This is a genomic window from Microbispora sp. ATCC PTA-5024 (assembly GCF_000511135.2).
In the GTDB taxonomy this organism is placed as follows: domain Bacteria; phylum Actinomycetota; class Actinomycetes; order Streptosporangiales; family Streptosporangiaceae; genus Microbispora; species Microbispora corallina.
This window is the reverse complement of record NZ_KI866523.1, coordinates 742,931-763,439: the sequence shown is the minus strand read 5'-3', so window position 1 is coordinate 763,439 and position 20,509 is coordinate 742,931. Positions and strand designations below refer to the sequence as shown.

22 protein-coding genes are annotated in these 20,509 nt (G+C 72.4%); 7 read left to right on the top strand and 15 right to left on the bottom strand.

The window, feature by feature from the left end; all coding sequences use genetic code 11:
* Positions 1–22: 22 nt before the first annotated feature.
* On the bottom strand, positions 23–967 hold the full coding sequence (locus MPTA5024_RS16050) for an aldo/keto reductase (RefSeq protein ID WP_198167179.1): 945 nt from the start codon (positions 965–967) through the stop codon (positions 23–25).
* Positions 968–979: 12 nt separating this feature from the next.
* On the bottom strand, positions 980–1,825 hold the full coding sequence (locus MPTA5024_RS16045) for an NAD(P)-dependent oxidoreductase (protein ID WP_084369730.1): 846 nt from the start codon (positions 1,823–1,825) through the stop codon (positions 980–982).
* A gap of 104 nt (positions 1,826–1,929) precedes the next feature.
* Between MPTA5024_RS16045 and MPTA5024_RS40900 the strand changes: the two genes are divergently transcribed.
* Positions 1,930–3,249, top strand: coding sequence for an NUDIX hydrolase (locus MPTA5024_RS40900; protein ID WP_063794701.1), 1,320 nt, complete (start codon positions 1,930–1,932; stop codon positions 3,247–3,249).
* A 79-nt stretch (positions 3,250–3,328) separates the two neighbouring features.
* Here MPTA5024_RS40900 and MPTA5024_RS16035 read toward each other — a convergent pair whose 3' ends face one another.
* From MPTA5024_RS16035 to MPTA5024_RS15995, 9 genes are all read right to left on the bottom strand, one after another.
* Positions 3,329–3,619: a hypothetical protein gene (locus MPTA5024_RS16035; protein WP_036324822.1), complete on the bottom strand. Its 291-nt coding sequence runs from the start codon at positions 3,617–3,619 to the stop codon at positions 3,329–3,331.
* Between the two features lie 106 nt (positions 3,620–3,725).
* Positions 3,726–4,619: a carbohydrate ABC transporter permease gene (locus MPTA5024_RS16030; RefSeq protein ID WP_036326383.1), complete on the bottom strand. Its 894-nt coding sequence runs from the start codon at positions 4,617–4,619 to the stop codon at positions 3,726–3,728.
* Positions 4,619–5,524 carry a carbohydrate ABC transporter permease gene (locus MPTA5024_RS16025; protein WP_036324820.1) on the bottom strand — a complete coding sequence of 302 codons (906 nt, stop codon included), beginning with the start codon at positions 5,522–5,524 and terminating at the stop codon, positions 4,619–4,621. The genes MPTA5024_RS16030 and MPTA5024_RS16025 overlap by 1 nt, the downstream gene beginning before the upstream one ends.
* Positions 5,525–5,641: 117 nt before the next feature.
* Entirely contained in the window at positions 5,642–6,970 is a 1,329-nt protein-coding gene (locus MPTA5024_RS16020) for an ABC transporter substrate-binding protein (protein WP_036324818.1), read from the bottom strand.
* 280 nt (positions 6,971–7,250) lie between these two features.
* Positions 7,251–8,258, bottom strand: a complete 1,008-nt coding sequence (locus MPTA5024_RS16015; RefSeq protein ID WP_232326490.1) for a hydroxyacid dehydrogenase — start codon at positions 8,256–8,258, stop codon at positions 7,251–7,253.
* Positions 8,255–8,947, bottom strand: coding sequence for a ThuA domain-containing protein (locus MPTA5024_RS16010; protein ID WP_232326489.1), 693 nt, complete (start codon positions 8,945–8,947; stop codon positions 8,255–8,257). Before MPTA5024_RS16010 ends, MPTA5024_RS16015 begins: the two co-directional genes overlap by 4 nt.
* Positions 8,917–10,350 (bottom strand): aldehyde dehydrogenase family protein, encoded by a 1,434-nt coding sequence (locus MPTA5024_RS16005; protein WP_036324817.1) that lies wholly within the window; start codon positions 10,348–10,350, stop codon positions 8,917–8,919. The genes MPTA5024_RS16010 and MPTA5024_RS16005 overlap by 31 nt, the downstream gene beginning before the upstream one ends.
* Before the next feature lie 99 nt (positions 10,351–10,449).
* Positions 10,450–11,673, bottom strand: coding sequence for an ROK family transcriptional regulator (locus MPTA5024_RS16000; RefSeq protein ID WP_036324815.1), 1,224 nt, complete (start codon positions 11,671–11,673; stop codon positions 10,450–10,452).
* Positions 11,674–11,728: 55 nt separating this feature from the next.
* Complete coding sequence (locus MPTA5024_RS15995; protein ID WP_036324814.1) at positions 11,729–12,580, bottom strand: helix-turn-helix transcriptional regulator; 852 nt, start codon at positions 12,578–12,580, stop codon at positions 11,729–11,731.
* A gap of 133 nt (positions 12,581–12,713) precedes the next feature.
* Between MPTA5024_RS15995 and MPTA5024_RS15990 the strand changes: the two genes are divergently transcribed.
* Positions 12,714–13,607 carry an NAD-dependent epimerase/dehydratase family protein gene (locus MPTA5024_RS15990; protein WP_051458232.1) on the top strand — a complete coding sequence of 298 codons (894 nt, stop codon included), beginning with the start codon at positions 12,714–12,716 and terminating at the stop codon, positions 13,605–13,607.
* A 28-nt stretch (positions 13,608–13,635) separates the two neighbouring features.
* Here the strand turns inward: MPTA5024_RS15990 and MPTA5024_RS15985 are convergent, their stop codons facing one another.
* The 3 genes from MPTA5024_RS15985 to MPTA5024_RS15975 all read right to left on the bottom strand — a co-directional run bounded on the left by MPTA5024_RS15985 (position 13,636) and on the right by MPTA5024_RS15975 (position 15,689).
* Positions 13,636–14,262: a DJ-1/PfpI family protein gene (locus tag MPTA5024_RS15985; RefSeq protein WP_036324812.1), complete on the bottom strand. Its 627-nt coding sequence runs from the start codon at positions 14,260–14,262 to the stop codon at positions 13,636–13,638.
* Between the two features lie 162 nt (positions 14,263–14,424).
* On the bottom strand, positions 14,425–15,114 hold the full coding sequence (locus tag MPTA5024_RS15980; protein ID WP_084369727.1) for a maleylpyruvate isomerase family mycothiol-dependent enzyme: 690 nt from the start codon (positions 15,112–15,114) through the stop codon (positions 14,425–14,427).
* On the bottom strand, positions 15,111–15,689 hold the full coding sequence (locus MPTA5024_RS15975; RefSeq protein WP_036324810.1) for a TetR/AcrR family transcriptional regulator: 579 nt from the start codon (positions 15,687–15,689) through the stop codon (positions 15,111–15,113). The genes MPTA5024_RS15980 and MPTA5024_RS15975 overlap by 4 nt, the downstream gene beginning before the upstream one ends.
* A gap of 157 nt (positions 15,690–15,846) precedes the next feature.
* On the opposite strand from MPTA5024_RS15975, the gene MPTA5024_RS15970 reads away from it, so the two are divergent.
* The 5 genes from MPTA5024_RS15970 (at position 15,847) to MPTA5024_RS15950 (ending at position 19,982) form a co-directional block, all read left to right on the top strand.
* The gene (locus tag MPTA5024_RS15970) at positions 15,847–17,211 is read left to right on the top strand and encodes a sensor histidine kinase (RefSeq protein ID WP_157099494.1); all 1,365 of its coding nucleotides are present in this window, start codon (positions 15,847–15,849) and stop codon (positions 17,209–17,211) included.
* 93 nt (positions 17,212–17,304) lie between these two features.
* The gene (locus MPTA5024_RS15965; protein WP_036324809.1) at positions 17,305–17,676 is read left to right on the top strand and encodes an STAS domain-containing protein; all 372 of its coding nucleotides are present in this window, start codon (positions 17,305–17,307) and stop codon (positions 17,674–17,676) included.
* A 178-nt stretch (positions 17,677–17,854) separates the two neighbouring features.
* On the top strand, positions 17,855–18,955 hold the full coding sequence (locus tag MPTA5024_RS15960) for a HoxN/HupN/NixA family nickel/cobalt transporter (RefSeq protein WP_036324807.1): 1,101 nt from the start codon (positions 17,855–17,857) through the stop codon (positions 18,953–18,955).
* A gap of 34 nt (positions 18,956–18,989) precedes the next feature.
* Entirely contained in the window at positions 18,990–19,409 is a 420-nt protein-coding gene (locus MPTA5024_RS15955) for a hypothetical protein (protein WP_157099493.1), read from the top strand.
* A 105-nt stretch (positions 19,410–19,514) separates the two neighbouring features.
* The gene (locus tag MPTA5024_RS15950; protein WP_198167178.1) at positions 19,515–19,982 is read left to right on the top strand and encodes a hypothetical protein; all 468 of its coding nucleotides are present in this window, start codon (positions 19,515–19,517) and stop codon (positions 19,980–19,982) included.
* 6 nt (positions 19,983–19,988) lie between these two features.
* On the opposite strand, the gene MPTA5024_RS15945 is transcribed toward MPTA5024_RS15950, so the two are convergent.
* Positions 19,989–20,498, bottom strand: a complete 510-nt coding sequence (locus tag MPTA5024_RS15945; RefSeq protein ID WP_036324801.1) for a GNAT family N-acetyltransferase — start codon at positions 20,496–20,498, stop codon at positions 19,989–19,991.
* Positions 20,499–20,509: the final 11 nt, after the last annotated feature.

Below are 20,509 nucleotides of genomic sequence, written 5' to 3'. Positions count from 1 at the left end.
GGCCCGGCTCTCAGCGGGGCGGTCAGGCCGGGCGGGGGGCGATCTCGTCGAGCTCGGCCAGCACCTCGTCGTCCGGCTGCCACGCGGCCGCGGCCACGTTGGCCTTGATCTGCTCGGGGCGGGTCGCGCCGGCGATCACCGAGGACACGGCGGGCTGCGCGAGGAGACCGCCGATGGCGACGTCGAGCAGGGTCACGCCCTGCCTGCGGGCCAAGTCGTCCAGCCGCTCGACGACGTCGAAGCGCTCGTCCGTGAGGTACTGCGGGCGATCGGCGAGGCGCGTCCCCTCCGGCGCGTCCGCCCCGCGGCGGTACTTGCCCGTCAGCAGGCCGTTGGCCAGCGGGAAGTACGGCAGCAGGCCGATGCCGTGGTGCAGCAGGGCGGGGACGAGCTCGCGCTCGGCCCGCCGGTCGAGCAGGCTGTACTCGTTCTGGGCGCTGACGAACCGCTCGTACCCCTCCGTACGGGCGATCCAGTCGGCGTCGGTCACCTGCCAGCCCGTCAGGTTGGAGGACCCGACGTACCGGACCTTGCCCTCGCGGACCAGGTCGGACAGGGTCGACAGGGTCTCCTCGATCGGCGTCGAGGGGTCGGGGAAGTGCAGCTGGTAGAGGTCGATCCAGTCGGTCTGCAGGCGGCGCAGCGACCGCTCGACCGCCTTGCGGATGTAGCGGCGGGAGCCGCGGGCGCCCCAGTCGGGGCCGTTGTCCCCCTGCACGTCGCCGCCGAACTTCGTGGCCAGCACCACCTGGTCGCGGCGGCCCTTCAGCACCTCGCCCAGGTACGTCTCCGACTCGCCGTAGATGTCGGCGGTGTCGATGAGCGTGACGCCGAGGTCGAGGGCGGCGTCCACCACGGCGCGGGTGGCGTCGAGGTCGATCCGCCGGCCGAAGTTGTTGGCGCCCAGGCCGAGGGCCGAGACGACCAGCCCCGAGTCTCCAAGCCGGCGGTAGGTCATGTCCGTCATGTCATCTGCCTCTCACTGTCGCAGGAGCTCGACCACGGCGGCGATGTCGTGGTCGCTCCATCCCTTTTCGGCCGCCTCCTCGTATCGCCTCTCGACGAGGCGGGCGAGGGGGAGGTCGACGCCCGCGCCCGCCGCGAGCATGCGGGCCAGGCGCAGGTCCTTGGCGCCCAGCCGGGTCGTGAACCAGCCGCCGTGGTCCCCCGTGATCAGGTCGTCGAGGCGGCCGTGCAGCATCGGGGCGACCGTCGGCCACTGGAGGAGCAGCGCCCGCGTGAGGCCCTCGTCGAGCCCGAGTGCCTGCGCGGTCGCCACCACCTCGCCGAGCGCGGCCAGCCCCGACATCAGCAGGTAGTTGTTGAGCAGCTTGTACGCCACGGCCGTGCCGGGGTCCTCCCCGCAGTACGCGGTGGAGGAGAAGACGTCGGCCCAGATGGGCTCCAGCCGCTCGACGAGCGCGCGGTCGCCGCCGATCAGCGCGGTCGCCTTGCCCTCGACCACCATCGTGGGCCCGCCCGCGATCGGCGCGGCCACGTAGCTCCTGCCGGGGGCGAGGTCGCGGGCCGCCCGGGAGGCTGCGGGCGAGATCGTGCTCGTGTCCACCACGACCGGCCCGGGCTCGATGCCCCACAGGCGTTCCATCACCTCGCGCACGGCCTCGTCGTCGGCCAGCGACAGCAGCACGGCGTCCCTGCCCGCGGCGGCCGCCTCGGGCGTCGGCGCCTCGTGGCCGCCCGCGTCGAGCACCTCGGCCGCGCGTCCAGGCGTCCGGTTCCACACGGCGACCGCGAAATCGTGGGCGAGCAGCCGCCGGGCCAGCGCCCGGCCCATGCGGCCCATGCCCAGCACCGCAACGCGCATGGTCGTCCCCTTCCGTCGTCTCCCCTCACCGTATTCAGGGACGTTGTCCACAGCCGCAGGGGGATCACCCCTTGAGGGGCGGCGGATGGGACAGGATGAGGCCCATGACGTCAGTGCGGCACAGCGTCCGGGCCCTCCTGTTCGACGGGGATGAGATCGTCCTGTTCAAGCGGCTGCGTCCGGGGCGCGAGCCGTACTGGATCACGCCAGGAGGCGGGGTCGAGCCCGGCGACGCCTCGCTGGAGTCGGCCCTGCGCCGCGAGCTCGACGAGGAGCTCGGTGCGATCGCCGGGCCGGCGCTGCGGGTGTTCACGCTGGTGGAGCCCGGGCATCTGGGCACGGTCTTCGCCTGCCGCCTGGTCTCGATGGACCTGTCGCGCCGCAGCGGCCCCGAGTTCCTGGAGCCGGACATCGGGGTCCACGAGATCCAGCGCGTACGGCCGGAGAAGGCGCGCGAGCTGGCCCTGGTCCCCGCCGAGCTGGGGGAGTTCCTGGCCGAGGCCGGGCCGACGCTGCCCGCGCTGCTCGACGCGGCCGCCTACGCCCACGGGCGCTTCCGGCCGGTGGTCGACGTGCACCTGCTGCTGCTCGACGAGGGGCGGGTGCTGCTCGGCCGCCGCCAGGGCACCGGGTACGCCGACGGCGAGTGGCAGATCATGCCGTCCGGGCATCTGGAGGAGGGGGAGTCGGTCGTCGGCACCGCCGTGCGGGAGGCCCGGGAGGAGCTGGGCGTCGAGGTGGCCGGATGCGAGGTGGCGCACGTGATGCACCACCGCAACGCGGGCGGAACCGCCCGGATCGGGCTGTTCCTCACGGCCGCGACGGTCACCGGCACGCCGGTGAACGCCGAGCCGCACAAGTGCGCGGAGCTGGCCTGGTTCCCGCTCGACCGGCTGCCCGAGCGCACGGTGCCGTACGCGCGGGCCGGCATCGAGGCCGTCCGCGCGGGGTCGGCCTTCAGCCTGCACGGCTGGGAGCGGCCCGGCGCGCGGGATCTGGGCGCGGAGGCCGTCCGGGCCGGGTTCTCCGAGGTGACGGTCTGCCTCGTCGGCCGGCGCGGCGACGCGGTGCTCGTGCTCTCCGACGCCGAGACCGACCGCCTCCCCTCCGCCGTCGTACGGCCGGGGGAAGGGGTGGAGGACGCCCTGACCCGGCTCGGGCCCACCGGGGAGGCGGGGTTCGTGGGGGCGGACGACTACGTGTCGGCGTCCGGCCTCTCCGGCCGCCGCCTCGCCTTCACCGCGCCGCTGCCGGACGAGACGGTCGCGACATCGTTCCCGGCGGCGGACGAGCAGGGGGCGCCCGGTGAGGCGGTGCGCCGGCTGATTCCGATCGCGTCGCTGGACGCGGCGCGCCTGCCGCACTCCGAGCGCCTGCTCGTCGCGGAGGCCCTCGGGCGGCCGGACGCCCCCGGCTCACCGTGAGCGCGCGGCCTCTCCGGTTGGTCCCGGGCGTCGTCCACAGCCTGTGGACGACGACACGGCCCGCCGAGACGAAAAGGACCTAGCTCGCCATGCGGCGGGCGGCCTCCTCGGTGAGCCGCACCACATGTGGGGCGAGATCGGGCTGCCCGTCCAGCAGGTCGAACAGGCGCGCCCGCCAGGCGCCCGCCTCGATCGACTCGGCGTCCTCGGCCTGCAGTCGGTGCCTGGTCTCGGCGAGATTCGTCTGATACCTGGCGCCCAGCTGCTGTCCGACGGCTTCGCTGAGCCACCAGTAGGTGTCGGCGTTCGCGGCGGCCACGAACACCCGAGCACTGTCCCATGCCACGCGGTTCTTGTGCATGACGCCCATGCCCGGAAGGTACGCCTGCCCGCGCGTCGCGGCAACGACTTCGCGGCGAATCCGCCGGCTCGTTCCGGACGGGCCGGCACGCCCGCCCGCGGCCCGGATCGGGCCCCTACTTCAGCGCGCCGGTGACCAGGTCGATCCGCCAGTAACGCTGCAGCGACAGGAACAGCGCGATGACCGGGATCACCGACAGCAGGGTGCCGGTGATGACCAGGGAGTAGAGCGCCGCCTCGTCCGCGCCGTGCCGGAGCATGCTGTACAGGCCGACCGTGAGCGGGAACTTGTCGTCGCTGGTCACCATCACGAACGGCAGCAGGAAGTTGTTCCAGATCACGATGAACTGGAGCAGGAAGACCGTGACGAGCCCCGGCCCCATCAGCCGCAGCCCGACCGAGCGGAACAGCCGGAACTCGCTCGCGCCGTCCATCCGTCCCGCCTCCAGCACGCTGTCGGGCACCGAGGCGGCGGCGTAGATCCGGCACAGGTAGATGCCGTACGGGTTGAACAGCTGGGGGAGGATGATCGAGGCGTAGCTGTCGTTGAGCCCGACCTTCGACAGCAGGAGGTACTGCGGGATGGCCAGCACGATCTGGGGGAGCAGGACGCCCGCGAGGATCGCGTTGAACAGCAGCTTCCGCCCCCGGAACGCGTACTTCGCGATCGCGTACCCGGTGCAGGCCGAGACCGTCGAGGCGGCGAGCCCGCCGAGCGTGGCGTAGAGGAAGCTGTTGAGCATCCAGTGCCAGTAGACGCCGCCCCCGTACGACGACAGGTCGCGGACGTTGCCGGCGAGGCCGCCGCTGAACGAGGGCAGGTAGGTCTCCGTCGAGAACAGCTCGGCGGGCGACTTCGTCGACGCGATCAGGATCCACAGGGTGGGGACGATGCAGTAGAGCGCGCCCACCACCAGCGCCACTGTGGGGAGCAGGGCCACCCGGCGGCGCCGCCCGCTCCGTGAGGCGCCCGTGCGCCCGATGCTTCCCGCCGCCGTCACCGCGGTCATCATTCGCCCTTCCCGGCCAGGTCGGCGCGCGACTGCACCATGCGCGCGGCGGCGAACGACACGATCAGGACACCCGCGGCGAAGACGATCGAGGTGGCCGCGGCGTGGTAGATGTCCGCGTTGACGAACGCGTCCGTGTAGATCTTCATCAGCGGGACCCAGTCGGAGGAGATGGCGTTGGACAGTGGCTTCAGCGTGTTCGGCTCGTTGAACAGCTGGAGCGCCGCGAGCACGGTGAACAGCGTGCACATGGCGACCGCCGGGAGCACCATGGGCACCTTGATCCGCAGCGCGATCTGCGTCTCGGAGGCGCCGTCGATGCGGGCCGCCTCGTAGATCTCGGGTGGCAGCGCGCGCAGGGCGGTGAAGATGACCACCATGTTGAAGCCGACCCCGCCCCACACGCAGATGTTCGCCACCGAGAAGAACACCTGCGTGGAGCCGAAGAAGTCGACGTAGTGGCCGCCGATGGGGCTGGTCGCCGGCAGGTACATGAAGCCCCACAGCAGCGTGGCGATCACGCCGGGCACCGCGTACGGCAGGAAGATCGACAGCCGTGAGAACCGGACGAGCCGGGCCCGCGGGGTGTCGAGCAACAGGGCGAACAGCAGCGCCAGGCCCACCGTGACCGGGATGACGATCGCGCCGACGGCGACCATCCGCAGCGTGCTCGTCCACAGGGCCGAGTCGCCGAGCACGCTCCGGTAGTTGTCCAGCCCGGCGTACACGACCTTGCTGGTCGAGCCGAGCAGGCCGCCGGTGACCTTGCGGGCCTGGAAGCTGAGGACCAGGGCGTAGACGCCCGGCGCCAGGACGAACAGCAGGAAGAGCAGCACCGCCGGCAGGACCAGCAGGTAGGGGAGGCGGTGGGATCTCCGCCTCGTTGTCGCAGCAGTTGTCACCATGTCGTCGATCGCCTTACCCGGGCCCTGCCGGCGGAGGAGATGGTCGGCCGGGGCCCGCCCTCGCGGACCCCGGCGGCTCTCAGGTGAAGGTCCCGTGGGGCCTCACGTCTGGGGAGGTCAGCTGAGCGAGAAGCCGAGCTTCTTCATGTCCGCGACGGTCGCGTCCTGCATCTTGTCGAGGGCTCCGCTGAAGGGCGTGCCGGACTGCAGCGCCGCGCCGAACGCGTCGGTGTAGCTGCTGAAGGTCACGGTGACGTTCGGCCCCCACATCGAGAACGCGCGGGCGGACGGCGCGGCCTTCCCGACCACGTCGTAGTAGTCGGCCTGGTTGGGGAGGAACGGCGGGGCCGACTTCAGGGGCGGGAGCGAGCGGCCCGAGGTGGACGCCGGGTAGACGTTGATGTTCTCGATCTGCGCGCTGACCGCGGCGTCGTCGGTGTTCAGCCAGGCTGCGAACTGCGCCGCCTCGGCCGGGTGTTTGGAGTCGGTCGTGACCGTCGTCGCCGAGCCGCCCCAGATGCCGGTGGTGGGGTCGCCCGCCGTCCAGGCCGGGAGCGGGGCCACCGCCCACTTGCCCTTGGTGGCCGGGGCGATCCCGCCGAGCTGGGCCGGAGCCCAGGCGCCGGAGATCCAGGTGGCCAGGGTCCCGTCGTTCATCTGCTTGTTCCACTGGGGAGAGAAAGAAGGATTTTTCTGGACGATGCCGCTTTTGACCAGATTCTCCCAGTAGTCGGCCACCTTCTTGGAGGGGGCCCCGTTGATGTCGACGTGCCACGACGTGCCGCTCGTGGTCCACCAGTCGGCCCCGGCCTGCTGGACGAGGCCGGTGAACCAGCCGGGGTCGCCGGCGTCGAAGTTCGTCATGTACACCTTCGGCGCCTTCTTGTGCAGGTCGGCCGCCGCCTTGGCGTACTCGTCCCAGGTGGTGGGGACGTCGATGCCGTACTTCTTGAACACGTCGGTCCGGTAGAACAGCATGAGCGGCGCGAAGTCCTGCGGGATGCCGTAGACCTTGCCCTCGAAGCGGGTCGACTTCAGCGTGACGTCGTCGAACTTGGTCACCGCGTCCTTGGTCAGGTCGGTGATGTCGCGGACGACGCCGCCGGAGACGAGGGCGGGCAGCGACTGGTACTCCACCTTGGCGATGTCCGGGCCGTTCTTGGCCTGGTGGGCCGTGATCATCTTGCTGACCAGCTGGTCGCCGCCGGCCGGGTTCGCCAGGGTCACATGGATGTCGGGGTGGGCGTCGTTCCAGAGCGCCACCACCTTGTCCATGTTGGGGTCCCAGTCCCAGAACGTCAGGTTGACCGGGCCGGCGGCGGCCGAGGACGCCCCGGAGGCCGGAGCCGGGGCGGTCGAGCCGCTCTCGCTGCCGCTGCCGCAGCCCGCGGCGAGCAGGACGCCCGCCAGCATCACGCCCGTGAACCCTGCATGGCTCGCTTTCATCGCCATTCCTTCGCTTCCGTGTGCTACGAACCGGGGGACCCTGGAGACCCTGGGACAAGGACCGGGGATGCCGTCTTCTCGAGAAGGGTTCGAGGACGAGTCGCCAGACCCGCGGGTCGCCGTATGAAGCGCCGACTACGTCGGCCCAGGCTTTGTACAAGACTTAAGGTAAGTCTCTAGCCATTGCCCGTCAACACATCCGAAACATTGATACAGGGCTGTTTTCTGGCGGCGTCCGCGCTGATCCGGCCGCCGCCTGTCGCCCCTCGCCGGCCATGTGTCAGGCCGTGACCGACAGGACGGCGAGGTCCACGGGGTGCCGGAGGGGGTGGCCCGCCACGACCCTCGCCACCTCGTCCACCGCGTGCGATCCGAGCCGTACGAGCTCAGTGCCGAGGGACCCCGCGACGTGCGGGGTGAGGACGACGTTGGGCAGCTCCCACAGCGGCGACCCCGGCGGCGTGATCTCGGGCTCGGTGACGTCGAGGACCGCCCGGATACGCCCGCGGCCCAGCTCGGCCACCAGGGCGTCCTGGTCCACCAGCGATCCCCGTGCCGTGTTGACGAGCGTGGCGCCCAGGCGCATGGACTCGAGGAGCGCCCCGGTCACCATGCCGCGCGTCGCCTCGACGGCGGGCGCGTGCAGCGACACGACGTCGGACGCGCGGAACAGCTCGTCCAGGGACACCAGGCGCGCGCCCAGCGCCGCCGCCCCGGCCTCGTCCAGGTACGGGTCGCTGACCAGCACCTCCAGGTCGAACGGGCGGAGCAGCTCGGCGACCCGGCGGCCGATGCGGGAGGCCCCGACCAGGCCCACGGTCTTGCCGTAGTTGCCGATGCGGGGGAACTCCTCGATCAGGTCGATGGCCGAGCGCCGGGCGTGGTACTGCCTGGCCAGGTCCGGCACCGCCTTGTTGGCCAGCAGGATCACGGCCAGGGTGTACTCGGCGACCGGCACCGCGTTCGCGTCGGCCGCCGAGCTCACCGCGATTCCCCGCTCGAACACCGCGGGGGTGACGTGGGCCTTGACCGTGCCGGCCGCGTGGACCACGGCGACCAGGTTCGGCGCGGACGCGAGCGTGATCTCGTCGATCACCGGGCTTCCCCAGCCGGTCAGCAGGATCTGCGCCTGTGCCAGCCGTTCGCGCTCCTCACGGGTGGTGAAGCCGGTGAGGGGCGGCCCGGGATCGCCGCCCGCGACGGCGCGCAGCCGGTCCCCGCACTCCCCGGGGAACAGCCGGGACGGCAGGTTGGGGAACATGGCGAGCACCACGCCCGCGGCGTTCACCGTGCGGCCCAGAGCAGGCCGCGCTCGGTGAGCGTGCGGACCGTCGGCGGCGTGAGGTCGGCGATCCGGTGCCCGATGGCGGAGAAGAAGATCTTCCCGGCGCCCCAGCGGCGGGTCCAGACCACGGGCATGTCGACCGGGTCGCCCCCGTGGCCGCCGTTCCCGGCCTCGATGGCGGTGCGGGCCAGCACCGTGCTGTGGGAGTCGGTGAGCATCCAGTACTGCTCGGTGGTGACGTCGAAGTCCCCCAGCCCGGCGACGATCGGGTGGTCCGCGTGCTCGGGGACGATCGTGACCCGGTAGTCGAGGAAGTCCGGCGGGTGGTGCAGGAACAGGCCGCCGACCATCCGGAGGTAGTCGAGGCTCTCGTTGAACGTCCCCACGACGCCGCCGTGCCATCCGGCGAACCCGGTGCCCGCGTGGACCGCCGAGACGAGGCCGGCGCACTGCTCCGTTGTGAGCGTTCCCATCGACCAGCACTGGACGATCAGGTCGGTGGCGGCCAGCAGCTCCCCGTCCCGGTAGACGTCCAGGTCCTCGCTGATCGTGACCGCGAAGCCGGCGTCCTTCAGCGACGGCAGGAACAGGTCGGTCGCCTCGACGGGGACGTGGCCCTCCCAGCCGCCGCGGACGATGAGCGCCCTGCGCTCGCCCCCGCTCACGCCCGGCCCGCCGGGTCGGCCGTCCACGCCGGGAGGGTCAGCGGGGTGCGCTGCACGCCGATCCACTGGCGCCGGGTGAATCCGGGCATCTGGTTCTCGGCGCCGTGCCGGGCGTGCGCGTCGTTGACGTGCACCTCGCCGGCCTGCAGCTGCTCCGCGACCCGCATGCCCCGCATGAGATCGGCGGTGAAGACCGAGTTCATCAGCATGGGGTGGCCGTTCGTCAGCGCGATCGCCTCCTCCTCGTCCTCGACCACGGTGATCGGGATGACGGGCCCGAAGATCTCCTCGGTGAACGCCGGCATCTCCGGGGTGACTCCGGTCAGCACGGTCGGCCGGTAGAAGAGGCCGTCGTACGTGCCGCCGGTGACGAGCTTCGCCCCCATGGCGACCGAGGGCTCGACGATCCGCTCGTGCACCCGGTCCCGCTGGGCCACGCTGATCAGCGGCCCGAGCTCGACCTCGCCGCTCATCGGGTCGCCCACGCGCAGGGCCTCCACGCGCCGCGTCACCGCCGCGACGTACTCCTCCGCGACGTCCCGGACGACGATGTGGCGGCTGGAGCTGATGCACGTCTGCCCCTGGAACTCCAGCGACGCGACCATTGCGCTCGACGCGGCCAGCTCGACGTCGGCGTCGTCGAGGACGAGGAACGCGTTGTCGCCCCCGAGCTCCAGCCGGATCGGGCGCAGCTCGGCCGCCGCGGCGGCGGCGATGGCGAGACCCACCGAGCGCGAGCCGGTGAAGTCGACCAGGTCGAACCCGCGGTGGGTGGCCAGCGCCCAGCCGGCCGAGGGACCGTCACCGGTCACCACGTTAAGGACCCCGGGCGGCAGCCCCGCGTGGTCGGCGGCCTCGGCGAGCACCTGCCCGCCGATGACCGGCGACAGCTCGGCCGGCTTGAGCACGATCGTGTTGCCGAACGCGAGGCCGGGCGCCACCGCCCGCATCGCCAGGTTGAGGGGGTAGTTCCACGGCGTGATGACGCCGATCACGCCCAGCGGCACGACCCGCGACAGCGACAGCTTCCCGGCCTTGTACGGCGGCAGGATCTCGCCCGCGTTCTCCGTGGCCTGGACGGCGGAGATGTCGAGCTGGCGGATGCCGGTCGACACCTCGTCCTCACCCTTGGCCCGCACGCCGCCGGTCTCCCGCATGCTCTGGGTGACGAGCTCCTCGTAGTGCTCGCGCAGGTAGTCGGCCATCTTCTTCAGATAGGAGGCCCGCTCGGGGGCGGCGAGGGCGGCCCATCCCGGCTGCGCGGCCCTGGCCGCGGCCACCGCCTCGTCGACGTCACGCTCGTCACCGAGGGCGTAGCCGCCGATGCGCGCACCGGTGGCCTTCTCCTCCACGTCGCCGACCTGGCCGGATGCCGACGGCCGCCACGCTCCGTCGATGTAGAGGCGGCTGTCGGCAGGACGTGACGTCATCTGAACTCCGAGGGATCTCCGGTGGCGCTCCGCACCACGGTCAGGGCACTTAGTCCATGACTTAAGTTAAGTCCCTTCGGCAAAACGGTCAATCGCCGCCTATGCGGTGGCCCGCTGGAGGGGGAAGCCACCGTTGGCGAGTACCTGCATCACCGGCAACGTCGCGGCGCCCATGGCCACGGCCTCCGTCCCCAGCTCGCCCAGCTTGATCCGTACCTGGCCGTGCAGGTAGGTGAGCGCGTGCCGGGTGGCCGTGTCCCGTACGGCGGGCAGGATGGCGGGCCCGAGCATGGCCCCCGCCCACCCCGACAGCACGACCAGGTCGGGGCTGAGCAGGTTGACGAGGTTGGCGATGCCGATGCCCAGGTACTTCGCGGTCCTGCCGAGGATCTCGGCCTCTGGGCCGGGGCCCTGCGCCGCCCGTTCCACCAGCTCGGCGAGCCGCCGTTCGGTGTGGTCGCTCTCGAACGACCGGGCGCCCGGGAGCGACAGGTAGTCCTCCAGGATGGTCTCGGCCCCGACGTACGCCTCCAGACAGCCGCGCGAGCCGCACCGGCACGGCCGGCCGTCCACGTTGATGACCGTGTGGCCCCACTCGCTGGTCATGCTGGTGGCGTCGCGGAGCGGGTCGGCCGCCGTGGTGACCGCCGCGCCCACGCCGACGCCGATCAGGGCAACGACCGCCCGGCTCGACCCCCGGCCGGCGCCGCGCCACATCTCCGCCTTGCCCAGGGTGCGGGCGCAGTTGTCGATGTAGAGGGGGACGGAGACGTCCCGGCGCAGCAGGTCGGCGAGGGGGGCGGCCGACCAGCCGAGGGTCGGCGCGTAGACGAGCTCGTGGGCCGCGGCCGCCACCGCGCCGGGGACGCCGACGCCGACGCCGAGCAGGTCGCCGGGGTTCAGCCCGACCTCCGCGGTGACCTGGTCGATCCCGGCGACGACCAGCCGGGCCACCGCCTCCGGCTCCAGGCTGATGCCGGCGATGGGGTAGGTGGCCGTCGTGATCGTGTCGAGCGTGTAGTCGAACAGGCCGATCTGGACGTGCGTCTCGCCGATGTCCACGCCGACGACCCTGCCGAAGTCGCCGCGCACGCGGATGAGGGTGCGCGGGCGGCCGCCGTCGGACCCGACCAGACCGGCCTCCTCGACGACGCCGTCGCCGATCAGGTCGGAGACGACGTTGCTGACGGTGGCCGAGCTCAGGCCCGACTCCTTGATCAGGTCCTGCCGGCTCAGCGGCCCCTGCAGGTACAGAGACGACAGCAGGGTGGAGCGGTTGTGGCGACGCAGGTCGCGTGTCGTCTGCTGCACCGCGCGTTTCACACTGTGGATTCTGCCAGAGCGGAATTCGTGTCAGAGATCCGGCCGACGCCCGATGTCAGGCGTCGACGTCCATGCGCTGGGTGCCGATGACCTTGAGCAGCTGGAGCGTCCGGTACGCCTCGGTGCCGGGCTCGGCCGTGAAGATCACCACCTGCTGGTCCTGGTCCGGCACGCTGAGCACGTCGTAGTCGAGCTCGATCGGCCCGACCTCCGGATGGTGGACCGTCTGCCGGTGGTGGTGCTCGATGTCGAGCTGGTGGGAGTTCCAGAGCCGGGCGAACTCCTCGCTGCCCTCCAGCAGCTCTCTGATGAGCGTCTTCAGCTCACGGCTGTCCGGATAGCGGGCCACCGCGACGCGCAGGTAACCGATCGCCGTGAGCGCGAACCGTCCGGGATCGCCCATGCCGTACGAGCGGTGACGGCTGTCCGGATGGAGGAAGTAGCGGCGGACGACGTTGCGCTCGCCGCCCGGCAGGGCCGAGAAGTCCTCGAACAGCGCCGCGGCCAGCGGGTTCCAGGCGAGCACGCGGCAGGTGGGGTCGACGACGATGGCCGCCGCGTCCGTGAGCCGGTCGATCAGGTTCAGTGTGCCGGCCGGCACCTCGCGGGACGGCCCCGCACGCCGGTCGTCCTCGAGCTCCCCCGCGAGCGCGAACAGGTGGGCCCGTTCCTGGTCCGACAACCGCAGCGCGCGGGCGATGCCGGCGAGCACGCCCCGCGACGGACGCCTGCCCCGGGCCTGCTCCAGCCGGGTGTAGTGGTCGACCGAGATGTGGGCGAGCTGCGCGACCTCCTCGCGGCGCAGCCCCGGGGTGCGGCGGCGCGGACCGCGCGGCAGGCCCACGTCGGACGGCGCGATCCGCTCGCGCCTGCCGCGCAGGAAGTCCGCCAGGGCCTGTCTGTCCATGCCGTCACCGTACGCGTCTCCAGGGCGGCCCAGCCACGGACTCATGGTCCCTGGCTGGGCCGGCCGCCCCCGCCGCACCGTGGAGGAAAGGGTCCGGCACGGGGCCGGGCACCACGGAAGGAAGCGGCACACGATGCACGTGTTCATGACGGGGGCGACCGGATACCTGGGCGGGGTCGTCGCCGAGCACCTCCTCGGCGCCGGGCACACGGTCTCGGCGCTCGCCCGGTCGGAGGGGTCCCGGGAGCGGGCCGGGCGGCTCGGGCTCACGGTCGTCGCGGGCGGCCTGGAGGACCTCGACGTCCTGCGGGCGGCCGCGGCCGGCGCCGACGCCGTGGTCCACACGGCCGTCGACTACCTGAACCCCCGGATGCCGGAGATCGAGCGGAACGCCCTCGGGGCGATGCTGGACGGGACCGACGGCGGGCGGCCGTTCGTCTACACGAGCACCGGGCTCGTCTACCCCGACACCGGCGGCGTCCCGGTGGACGAGGACCACCCCGTCGACCCGGTGGCGTCCCCCCAGCCGTACAAGATCCATGGGGAGCGGGCCGTCCTCGCCCACGAGAAGGCGGCGGGGATGGTCGTCCGCGCCGCCCTCGTGTACGGCCGGGGCGGCTCCGGCCTGCTGGAGGGGATGATCGCCGGAGCGCGGGCCCGGGGGGCGGCCACGTACATCGGCGAGGGCGCCAACCGCTGGTCGTCGGTGCACGTGGACGACCTGGCCCGGCTGTACGTCGCCGCCGTGGAGCGCGGCACCGGCGGCACGGTCGTCAACGCGTCCTCCGGCGAGCCGGCCTCGATGCGCGAGATCGCCGAGGCCGTCGCCCGGATCACCGGCACCCCGGCGGTCTCGATCACCTTCGAGCAGGCGGCCGAGGCCCTCGGCCCGTACGCCGAGGTGCTCGTCCGCTCCTCGCCGCTCGACGCCTCCCGGGCTGAGCGGCTGTTCGGCTGGCGGGCCACCGCGAAGGGCCTGCTCGACGAGCTGACCACCGGCTCCTACGCCGCGACCGCGACCGCCTGAGACCGGCAACGGCCGCCAAGCGCCGCCGTCACCGCCGCAGGCCGCGGGCGAGCAGGTCCCTGGCCTCCCGAGGGGCCTTGTCGGGCGAGCCCGCGTCGAACGGCGGGCGCGGGTCGTACTCGATGGCGAGCTGGACGGCCTCGGCGGTCGTCCGGTCCGTGAGCCGCTCCACCAGCGACAGCGCCATGTCGATCCCGGACGACACTCCGGCCGCGGTCACGATCTTCCCCTGGAAGACGACGCGCTCGGGCGTGTAGGAGGCGCCGAACGACTCGAGGAGGTCGGCGGCGTTCCAGTGCGTGGTGGCGGGCAGCCCGCCGAGCAGCCCCGCGGCCGCCAGCAGCAGGGATCCGGTGCACACGGAGGTCGTCCACGTCGTCGTGCCGTGCAGGCGCCGGATCCAGCCGAGCAGCGCGTCGTCGTGGACGAGGTCGCGAGTGCCCGGGCCGCCGGGGACGAGGAGCAGGTCGCAGGAGCCGATCTCGGCGAACGCCGCCTCGGCGATGAGGGCGAGCCGCCCGGCCCCGTCCCTGACCGGGCCGGGCGCCGCCGCGGCGAACACGATCTCCGCGTCCGGCAGGAACCTCAGGACCTCGTACGGCCCGACGACGTCGAGCGCGGTGAACCGGTCGAACAGCGGCATGACGATGCGCATCGGGATCCCTCAGGCGTCAGTAGTAGCCGACCCGGCCGTCGAACAGTTCGCGGACGGCGTCGGCGCGGCGGCGTGCCGGGCGGGGCGTCCTCCGGGTCGTCCGCGTTGTGGGGCCACGAGCGCCGACGCTATCGGCGGTCCTCGCCCGATCGCACCGCATTTTTACGCCCTCCGCGCCGCCGGCGCGGAAAGGCGGGCGGTGAGGGCGGCCGCGCCCGGGCCGGACAGCTCCGGCAACGCGACGAGGCGCCCGGCGGCCAGCAGCAGGATCGCGCCGATGGGCGCGCGGACCTCCGGGCCCTCGCCCGCCGACCAGGCCGTGTCCGTGGCGGTCACCCGGAATCCCCGCATCGTCCGTACGGCGGGAAACGGCGGCGGCCAGCGCGTCGTCCACATCCGGGTGGCGGCCGCCGCCGCGGCCTCCGGCGGCATGCGGAGTGTACGGCCGAGCGGGACGGCGATGTCCTGACCGTGGACGAGGATGTCGATGAGCGTCTCGCGGCAGGTGACCCCGAAATTGTGCCGGCGCGACCCGATCATGCCGCGGACCTCGTCGATCATCCGTTCCGTGGACAGCGCGCCGGCCCGGGCGCGGGCGGCCCGGTCGACGGCCCGGTCGAGGTCGCCGCGGGCCCTGACGATCATCGCGAGGGCGGCGCCGAGGCCGACCTGCTGGAGGGTCAGATGCGCGGCGACGTCCCGCACGGTCCATCCCCGGCACAGCGACGGCCGCCCCCACTCCTCGCCGGTGAGCGATAGGAGCAGGTCCGCGACCCGCGCGCGCTGGTCGTCGACGGCCCGCCACACCTGGTCGCGGTCGAGCAGGCCGGTCGGTCGCTGATCGGCGGTCATGGGGACACCTCCGCGGGATGGGGGTGGATGAGGGCGGTGACGAGCGCCGACATCTGCGGGAACGGGTCGAACGCCGGATCGGGGTTGGCCAGCTGGTGCAGGATGATCCCCGTCGCGTGGTTCATGATGATCGGCGCGTGGCGTTCGGGGTCCGGGGAGCCGGCGATGCGGAGCCAGTTGGTGAACCAGGCGTCCACGCGGCCCCCGGTGGCCGTCAGCTGCGCCCGCAGCGACGGAGTGATCGCGGCCTCGACGAGGATCGCGTACCTGGCCAGCGTGAGGACGCGCCGCGGCCCCACGGCGTCCTGGGCGAACAGCGCCATCACGCGGGCCAGCTCCCGCGGCGTCGTGGGGGAGACCCGTACGGCGATGTCCTCCCAGTTGGCGCGCTCACGCTCGGCGAACCGTTCGACGACGGCGGTGAGCAGCGCCTCCCTGGTGCGGAAGTGGTTGGACGACGAGCCGGCCGGCGCGCCCGCCGCGGTGTCGACGGCCCGATGGGTCAGGCCGTGCATTCCACGCTCGCCGAGGACCTGGATCGCCGCATCGAGGAGGTCGTCGCGCCGGTTCGCCATGCTTCTGACACTACCATCGTAGTGTCTCTCACTACCATAGTTGTGGAAAGAACTACTCCTGTAGTTCCCGCGGACGCGGCCCCCCATGCCCGGCTCTCGCGAACCCCGTCGCCGTCGCCCCTGCGGGCGTGTGGTCCACTGGTCGAAGGGGTGGACGATGAGCGCGGGACGCTTGCCCATCACAACCCGCATCACGCTCTTCACCAGCGCCGTGGCGGCCGTGCTGTCCGTCCTGCTGGCGGTCTCCTTGATGATCGCCGTCGATCGTTTCACCGCCGCGAACCTGCGGGCGGAGGTGGCCGCGGCCGGCGGGCGCGTCGCCCTCCAGGTCGAGCGGGGGCAGATCGACTTCCCCCTCGCCGACCGGCCGCACCGCAACATCCAGGTCGTCGACGCCCAGGGAAGGATCATCGCGACGACGCCCCCGCTTCAGGGAAAGCCGGTGATGTGGCGTTTCGTCCCTGACGGCAGGCGGGCCGCCACCTCCGTCGTCTGCGGCGGCGCCTTCCCCCGGGGCGAGTGCGACATCGTCGTGGCCCAGCGCGCCCACCGGCAGGGAGGCGACTGGGTGGTCTACTCCGCCTCGCCGTTCGTTCCCCCGTGGCGGAACATCCGGCTGATCGCGGCGGTCCTCGGCGGCGCGGTCCTGCTCGTCGTGATCGTCACCTGCCTCGGGCGCCGTACGGCGGCCGCCTCCCTCAGGCCGGTGACCGCCATCCAGACCGAGCTGGACGTGATCAACCTGACCTCTCCGGGGCAGCGCGTGCCGGTGCCGCCGAGCCGGGACGAAATCCAGCATCTGGCCGAGAGCGTGAACCGCACACTGGAACGGCTCGAGACGGCGATGCGGCAGCAGCGCCGCTTCGCCTCGGACGCCTCGCACGAGCTGCGCACCCCGCTGGCCGCGATGCGCGCCCAGGTGGAGGACGTGCTGCTGGCGGGGGAGAGCCAGGAGGTCGTGGCCGTGGCCCGCTCCCTCCTGCCCAGCCTGGACCGGCTGCAGGCGATCACCACCGATCTGCTCGCGCTGTCGCGGCTCGACGCCAGGGCGCCGGCCGACCACCGTCCGATCGACCTGGCCGAACTCGTCGACGAGGAGCTCGACCTGCGCGGCTCGGCGAAGGATGTGGTCAGGCGTCTGGACCACGGGACGGAGATCCTCGGCGACCGCCTCCAGCTCTCCCGCCTGTTCGGGAACCTCCTCGACAACGCGGAACGGCACGCCGCCACCACCGTCGTCGTGACCGTCCGCGCCGAGCCCGGTGATCCCGGCCACCCGCACGGCAGCGCGGTGGCCGAGGTGCTCGACGACGGGCCCGGCGTCCCCCGGGACCAGCGGGAGGTCGTCTTCCAGCGCTTCACCAGGCTGGACACCGCCCGCAGCAGGGACGTCGGCGGCACCGGCCTCGGCCTGCCCATAGCCCGGGAGATCGCCAAGTGCCACGGAGGCACGCTCGCCATCGAGGACAGCCCGTCCGGTGCGCGCTTCGTCCTGCGCCTCCCGCTGCGTACCGGTGAGTAGAAGCGTGCGCACGGTCGTGAGCAGCCCGGGAACCTGGGTAGACATGGGCCCAGGCGCTTGCCCTGAACCCGCGAGCACATGACGGGATGATCGATGCCAGAGCAGACGGACGACGGCTTCCGCCTCGTCATCTTCCCCCACGAGGAGTGCCTCGTCGCCGATGTGGCCGGAGAGGTGGACTACCGCAACGCCGACCGCTTCCAGGAGCGGGTCGGCGCGGCGTGGCGGGAGACGGGGGACGATCGCGTCCTGGTCATCGTGCTCCGCGAGCTGACGTTCGCCGACTCCTCGGCCCTGGTCGTGCTGGCCCGGCTGCTGGACCGGCGCCACGACTCCGGCCGGCGCCTGATCCTGGCCGCGCTGCCCGCCTACCTGGAACGGATGATGGTGATCTCCGGCCTGTACGAGGCGTTCGAGGTCGCTCCGTCGCTGGAGGCGGCCATGGAGGCGGTGCGGGCCGCCTGACCCTTCCCTGGAGGCGGTGCGCACCGCCTGACCCGTCGCGCCTCGCGTGCCACCCCCTTGCGCTCCACGAATGATCGCCTGATATTTGTAGTTGCGAGGAGTTTGCAAATAAGGGGAGAGGTCGTGCCGGGCGTGCTCACGCCTCCGCCGCCGATCCCCGCGACACCCGGAGTGGCACATGAGCGCACCCGTCCCCATCCGCTCCGTCTCCCGCGGGGAGTGGCGGCGCATCGGCGGGATGGCCCTGTTCGTCGTCGCGCTCCACCTGATCGGCTGGTTCTCGCTGATCGCCCTCATCGTCCCGCGTCACTACCAGCTCGGCACCGCGGGCGGCTTCACCGTCGGCCTGGGCGTCACCGCGTACCTGCTCGGCATGCGGCACGCGTTCGACGCCGACCACATCGCCGCGATCGACAACACCACCCGGAAACTGATGAGCGACGGCCAGCGCCCCGTCTCGGTCGGGTTCTGGTTCTCGCTCGGGCACTCGTCGGTGGTCTTCGGGCTGTGCCTGCTGCTCGGTATCGGCGTGCGGGCCCTGGCGGGCCAGGTGGAGAACGAGGCCTCCACCCTGCAGGTCGTCACCGGGCTCATCGGCACCCTGGTCTCCGGCGTCTTCCTCATGATCATCGCGTTGATCAACACGATGGTGCTGTGGCAGATCGTCAAGGTCTTCCGGCGCATGCGCCGCGGGGACTACGACGAGGCGGCGCTGGAGGAGCAGCTCGACAAGCGCGGTTTCATGAACCGCATCCTCGGCGGCGCCACCCGGGCGGTCCGCAAGCCCTGGCACATGTACCCGGTCGGCCTGCTGTTCGGCCTGGGCTTCGACACCGCCACCGAGATCTCCCTGCTGGTCCTGGCCGGCGGCGCCGCGGCGTTCGCACTGCCCTGGTACGCGGTGCTGACCCTCCCGGTGCTCTTCGCCGCCGGGATGAGCCTGCTCGACTCCATCGACGGCTGCTTCATGAACTTCGCGTACGGCTGGGCCTTCGCCAAGCCCGTCCGCAAGATCTACTACAACATCACGATCACGGCCCTGTCGGTGGCCGTCGCCGTCATCGTTGGCGCCGTCGAGCTGGTCGGCCTGGTCGCCGACAAGCTCGGCATCGAGACCGGCCCCCTCGCCGCCGTCGCCGGCCTCGACCTCAACCACGTCGGATACGTGATCGTCGCGCTGTTCTTCGTCACCTGGATCGTCGCCCTGGGCGTCTGGCGCCTCGGCCGCATCGAGCAGCGGTGGTCCGCGACCGTCCGCCCCGCGGAGACCGACCACTGACGCCTCCCGGCTCCTGCCGGTAGCCTTCGCCGTCATGGGAAGGCGATCTTCGATCCTGTGGGCGTCGGCGGTGGCGGCCGCCCTGGCGCCCACGCTCTACTTCTGGATCGCCGCCCTCCTGAGCGGCGACGACGGCGGTCGCGCCTACGCATGGACGTCCTACGGCTCCTGCCCGGCCAACGAGATCGACGACCTCGTCCAGGGGCCGGTGTTCGACGCGCAGAGTCTCCCCCTCTTCCAGTTCGGCGGAGCCCCGCTGATCGCCCTGGGCTTCGCCGGGTTGTACGCGGCCACCCGGACCGGCAACCGCTCGGCAGGGTCACCGGCCGCTCCGTCGCCGCCGTTCTGCTGGTCCTCGATCTCCTCGAACCCCTGCTGGTCGTCGTCGACTTGGCCATCGGCCCCGAGTGCATGGACGCCTGGGGGCCGCCGGAACTGGTGGACGCGATCCTGACGAGGGGGCTCTACTCCGCGATCCCCCGTCCTCGTCCTGTTCGCCGTCCGCGCCCCGCGACGGCGGGTCGTCCGGCGAGGTCCCCTCGGCCGTACGGCGGCCGCCGTGCTGAGCATGGCGGCGGTCCTCCTGCTCGCCGCGGAGTCCGCGCCGGCCGGGACGGTGAGCACCGAGCCCGCGCTCGACTGCGGGGGGTTCGGGCACGGCACGGTCAGGGAACTGAGCCCGGCCGAGAAGGACTTCCTCTGCCACGTGCGCGGCTACGACGTCCCCTACGCCGAGCCCGCCGAGGGCTGGGGCGACGTGGCCGACCGGGAGGTCCTGGCGCAGGGACACCAGCTCTGCGACCTGGCCGCCCGGCACGGCGGCGACCTGCGCGCGCCGGCCGTGGAGGAGGCGCCCCAGGCGTCGCTCGGACCCGCGCTGGCGGCGCTCTGCCCCGCCGTGGCGCGCTTCCAGGACGAGCAGGAGCGGCAGAGGGAGGCGGAGAACGACGCGTACGTGGACGGCGCCGTGGAGCTGCTGGTCATGGTGTTCCCCGGCACCGGGAGGCCCACCGTCGTCCACCGGTGAGCCCGATCACGTGAGGCGCTGCTCGAACACCTGGCCGATCCAGCCGTCGACGTCGAACTTCCCGGCCGGCATGAAGCCCTGGCCCTGGTAGTAGCGCACCAGGTCGCCGTCCCCACCGGCCCAGCAGTCCACCCGCAGGAGCGTGACGCCCCGCGCCCGCGCCTCGGTCCGCGCCTCGTCGAGCAGGGCGGCGCCGACCCCGCGTCCCGTGTGGGATCGGGCGGTGATGAGCATGTCGACGTACAGCTCCCGCTCGTCCACCGGGGGGATGTGGGCGGGCGGCCGCTCGGTGACCGCGATCGCCCCGGCGGACACGCCGTCGATCTCGGCGATCGACAGCCCGCCGCTCGCGGCGATGCCCCGGACGCGCTCGATCCGCCGGGGGTCGCGCGACCACGGCTCGGTGCCCCACTGGCCGGCGCTCCCCCGGGCGGTCAGCCAGCGCACGGCGTCGTCGAACATCCTCAGCAGCACCGGGACGTCGCCGGGACCGCCCGCACGCACCTGGATGGACATCGGCCGCCTCC

Coding starts and splice junctions, on each gene's coding strand:
- MPTA5024_RS16045 (WP_084369730.1), bottom strand. CDS start 1,825: ATGCGCGTTGCGGTGCTGGGCATGGGCCGCATGGGCCGGGCGCTGGCC.
- MPTA5024_RS15990 (WP_051458232.1), top strand. CDS start 12,714: ATGCACGTGTTCATGACGGGGGCGACCGGATACCTGGGCGGGGTCGTC.
- MPTA5024_RS15960 (WP_036324807.1), top strand. CDS start 17,855: ATGAGCGCACCCGTCCCCATCCGCTCCGTCTCCCGCGGGGAGTGGCGG.
- MPTA5024_RS16020 (WP_036324818.1), bottom strand. CDS start 6,970: ATGAAAGCGAGCCATGCAGGGTTCACGGGCGTGATGCTGGCGGGCGTC.
- MPTA5024_RS15985 (WP_036324812.1), bottom strand. CDS start 14,262: ATGCGCATCGTCATGCCGCTGTTCGACCGGTTCACCGCGCTCGACGTC.
- MPTA5024_RS16050 (WP_198167179.1), bottom strand. CDS start 967: ATGACGGACATGACCTACCGCCGGCTTGGAGACTCGGGGCTGGTCGTC.
- MPTA5024_RS15945 (WP_036324801.1), bottom strand. CDS start 20,498: ATGTCCATCCAGGTGCGTGCGGGCGGTCCCGGCGACGTCCCGGTGCTG.
- MPTA5024_RS15965 (WP_036324809.1), top strand. CDS start 17,305: ATGCCAGAGCAGACGGACGACGGCTTCCGCCTCGTCATCTTCCCCCAC.
- MPTA5024_RS40900 (WP_063794701.1), top strand. CDS start 1,930: ATGACGTCAGTGCGGCACAGCGTCCGGGCCCTCCTGTTCGACGGGGAT.
- MPTA5024_RS15975 (WP_036324810.1), bottom strand. CDS start 15,689: ATGGCGAACCGGCGCGACGACCTCCTCGATGCGGCGATCCAGGTCCTC.
- MPTA5024_RS15955 (WP_157099493.1), top strand. CDS start 18,990: ATGGGAAGGCGATCTTCGATCCTGTGGGCGTCGGCGGTGGCGGCCGCC.
- MPTA5024_RS16030 (WP_036326383.1), bottom strand. CDS start 4,619: ATGACCGCGGTGACGGCGGCGGGAAGCATCGGGCGCACGGGCGCCTCA.
- MPTA5024_RS16005 (WP_036324817.1), bottom strand. CDS start 10,350: ATGACGTCACGTCCTGCCGACAGCCGCCTCTACATCGACGGAGCGTGG.
- MPTA5024_RS15995 (WP_036324814.1), bottom strand. CDS start 12,580: ATGGACAGACAGGCCCTGGCGGACTTCCTGCGCGGCAGGCGCGAGCGG.
- MPTA5024_RS16025 (WP_036324820.1), bottom strand. CDS start 5,524: ATGGTGACAACTGCTGCGACAACGAGGCGGAGATCCCACCGCCTCCCC.
- MPTA5024_RS15970 (WP_157099494.1), top strand. CDS start 15,847: ATGAGCGCGGGACGCTTGCCCATCACAACCCGCATCACGCTCTTCACC.
- MPTA5024_RS15980 (WP_084369727.1), bottom strand. CDS start 15,114: ATGACCGCCGATCAGCGACCGACCGGCCTGCTCGACCGCGACCAGGTG.
- MPTA5024_RS16035 (WP_036324822.1), bottom strand. CDS start 3,619: ATGGGCGTCATGCACAAGAACCGCGTGGCATGGGACAGTGCTCGGGTG.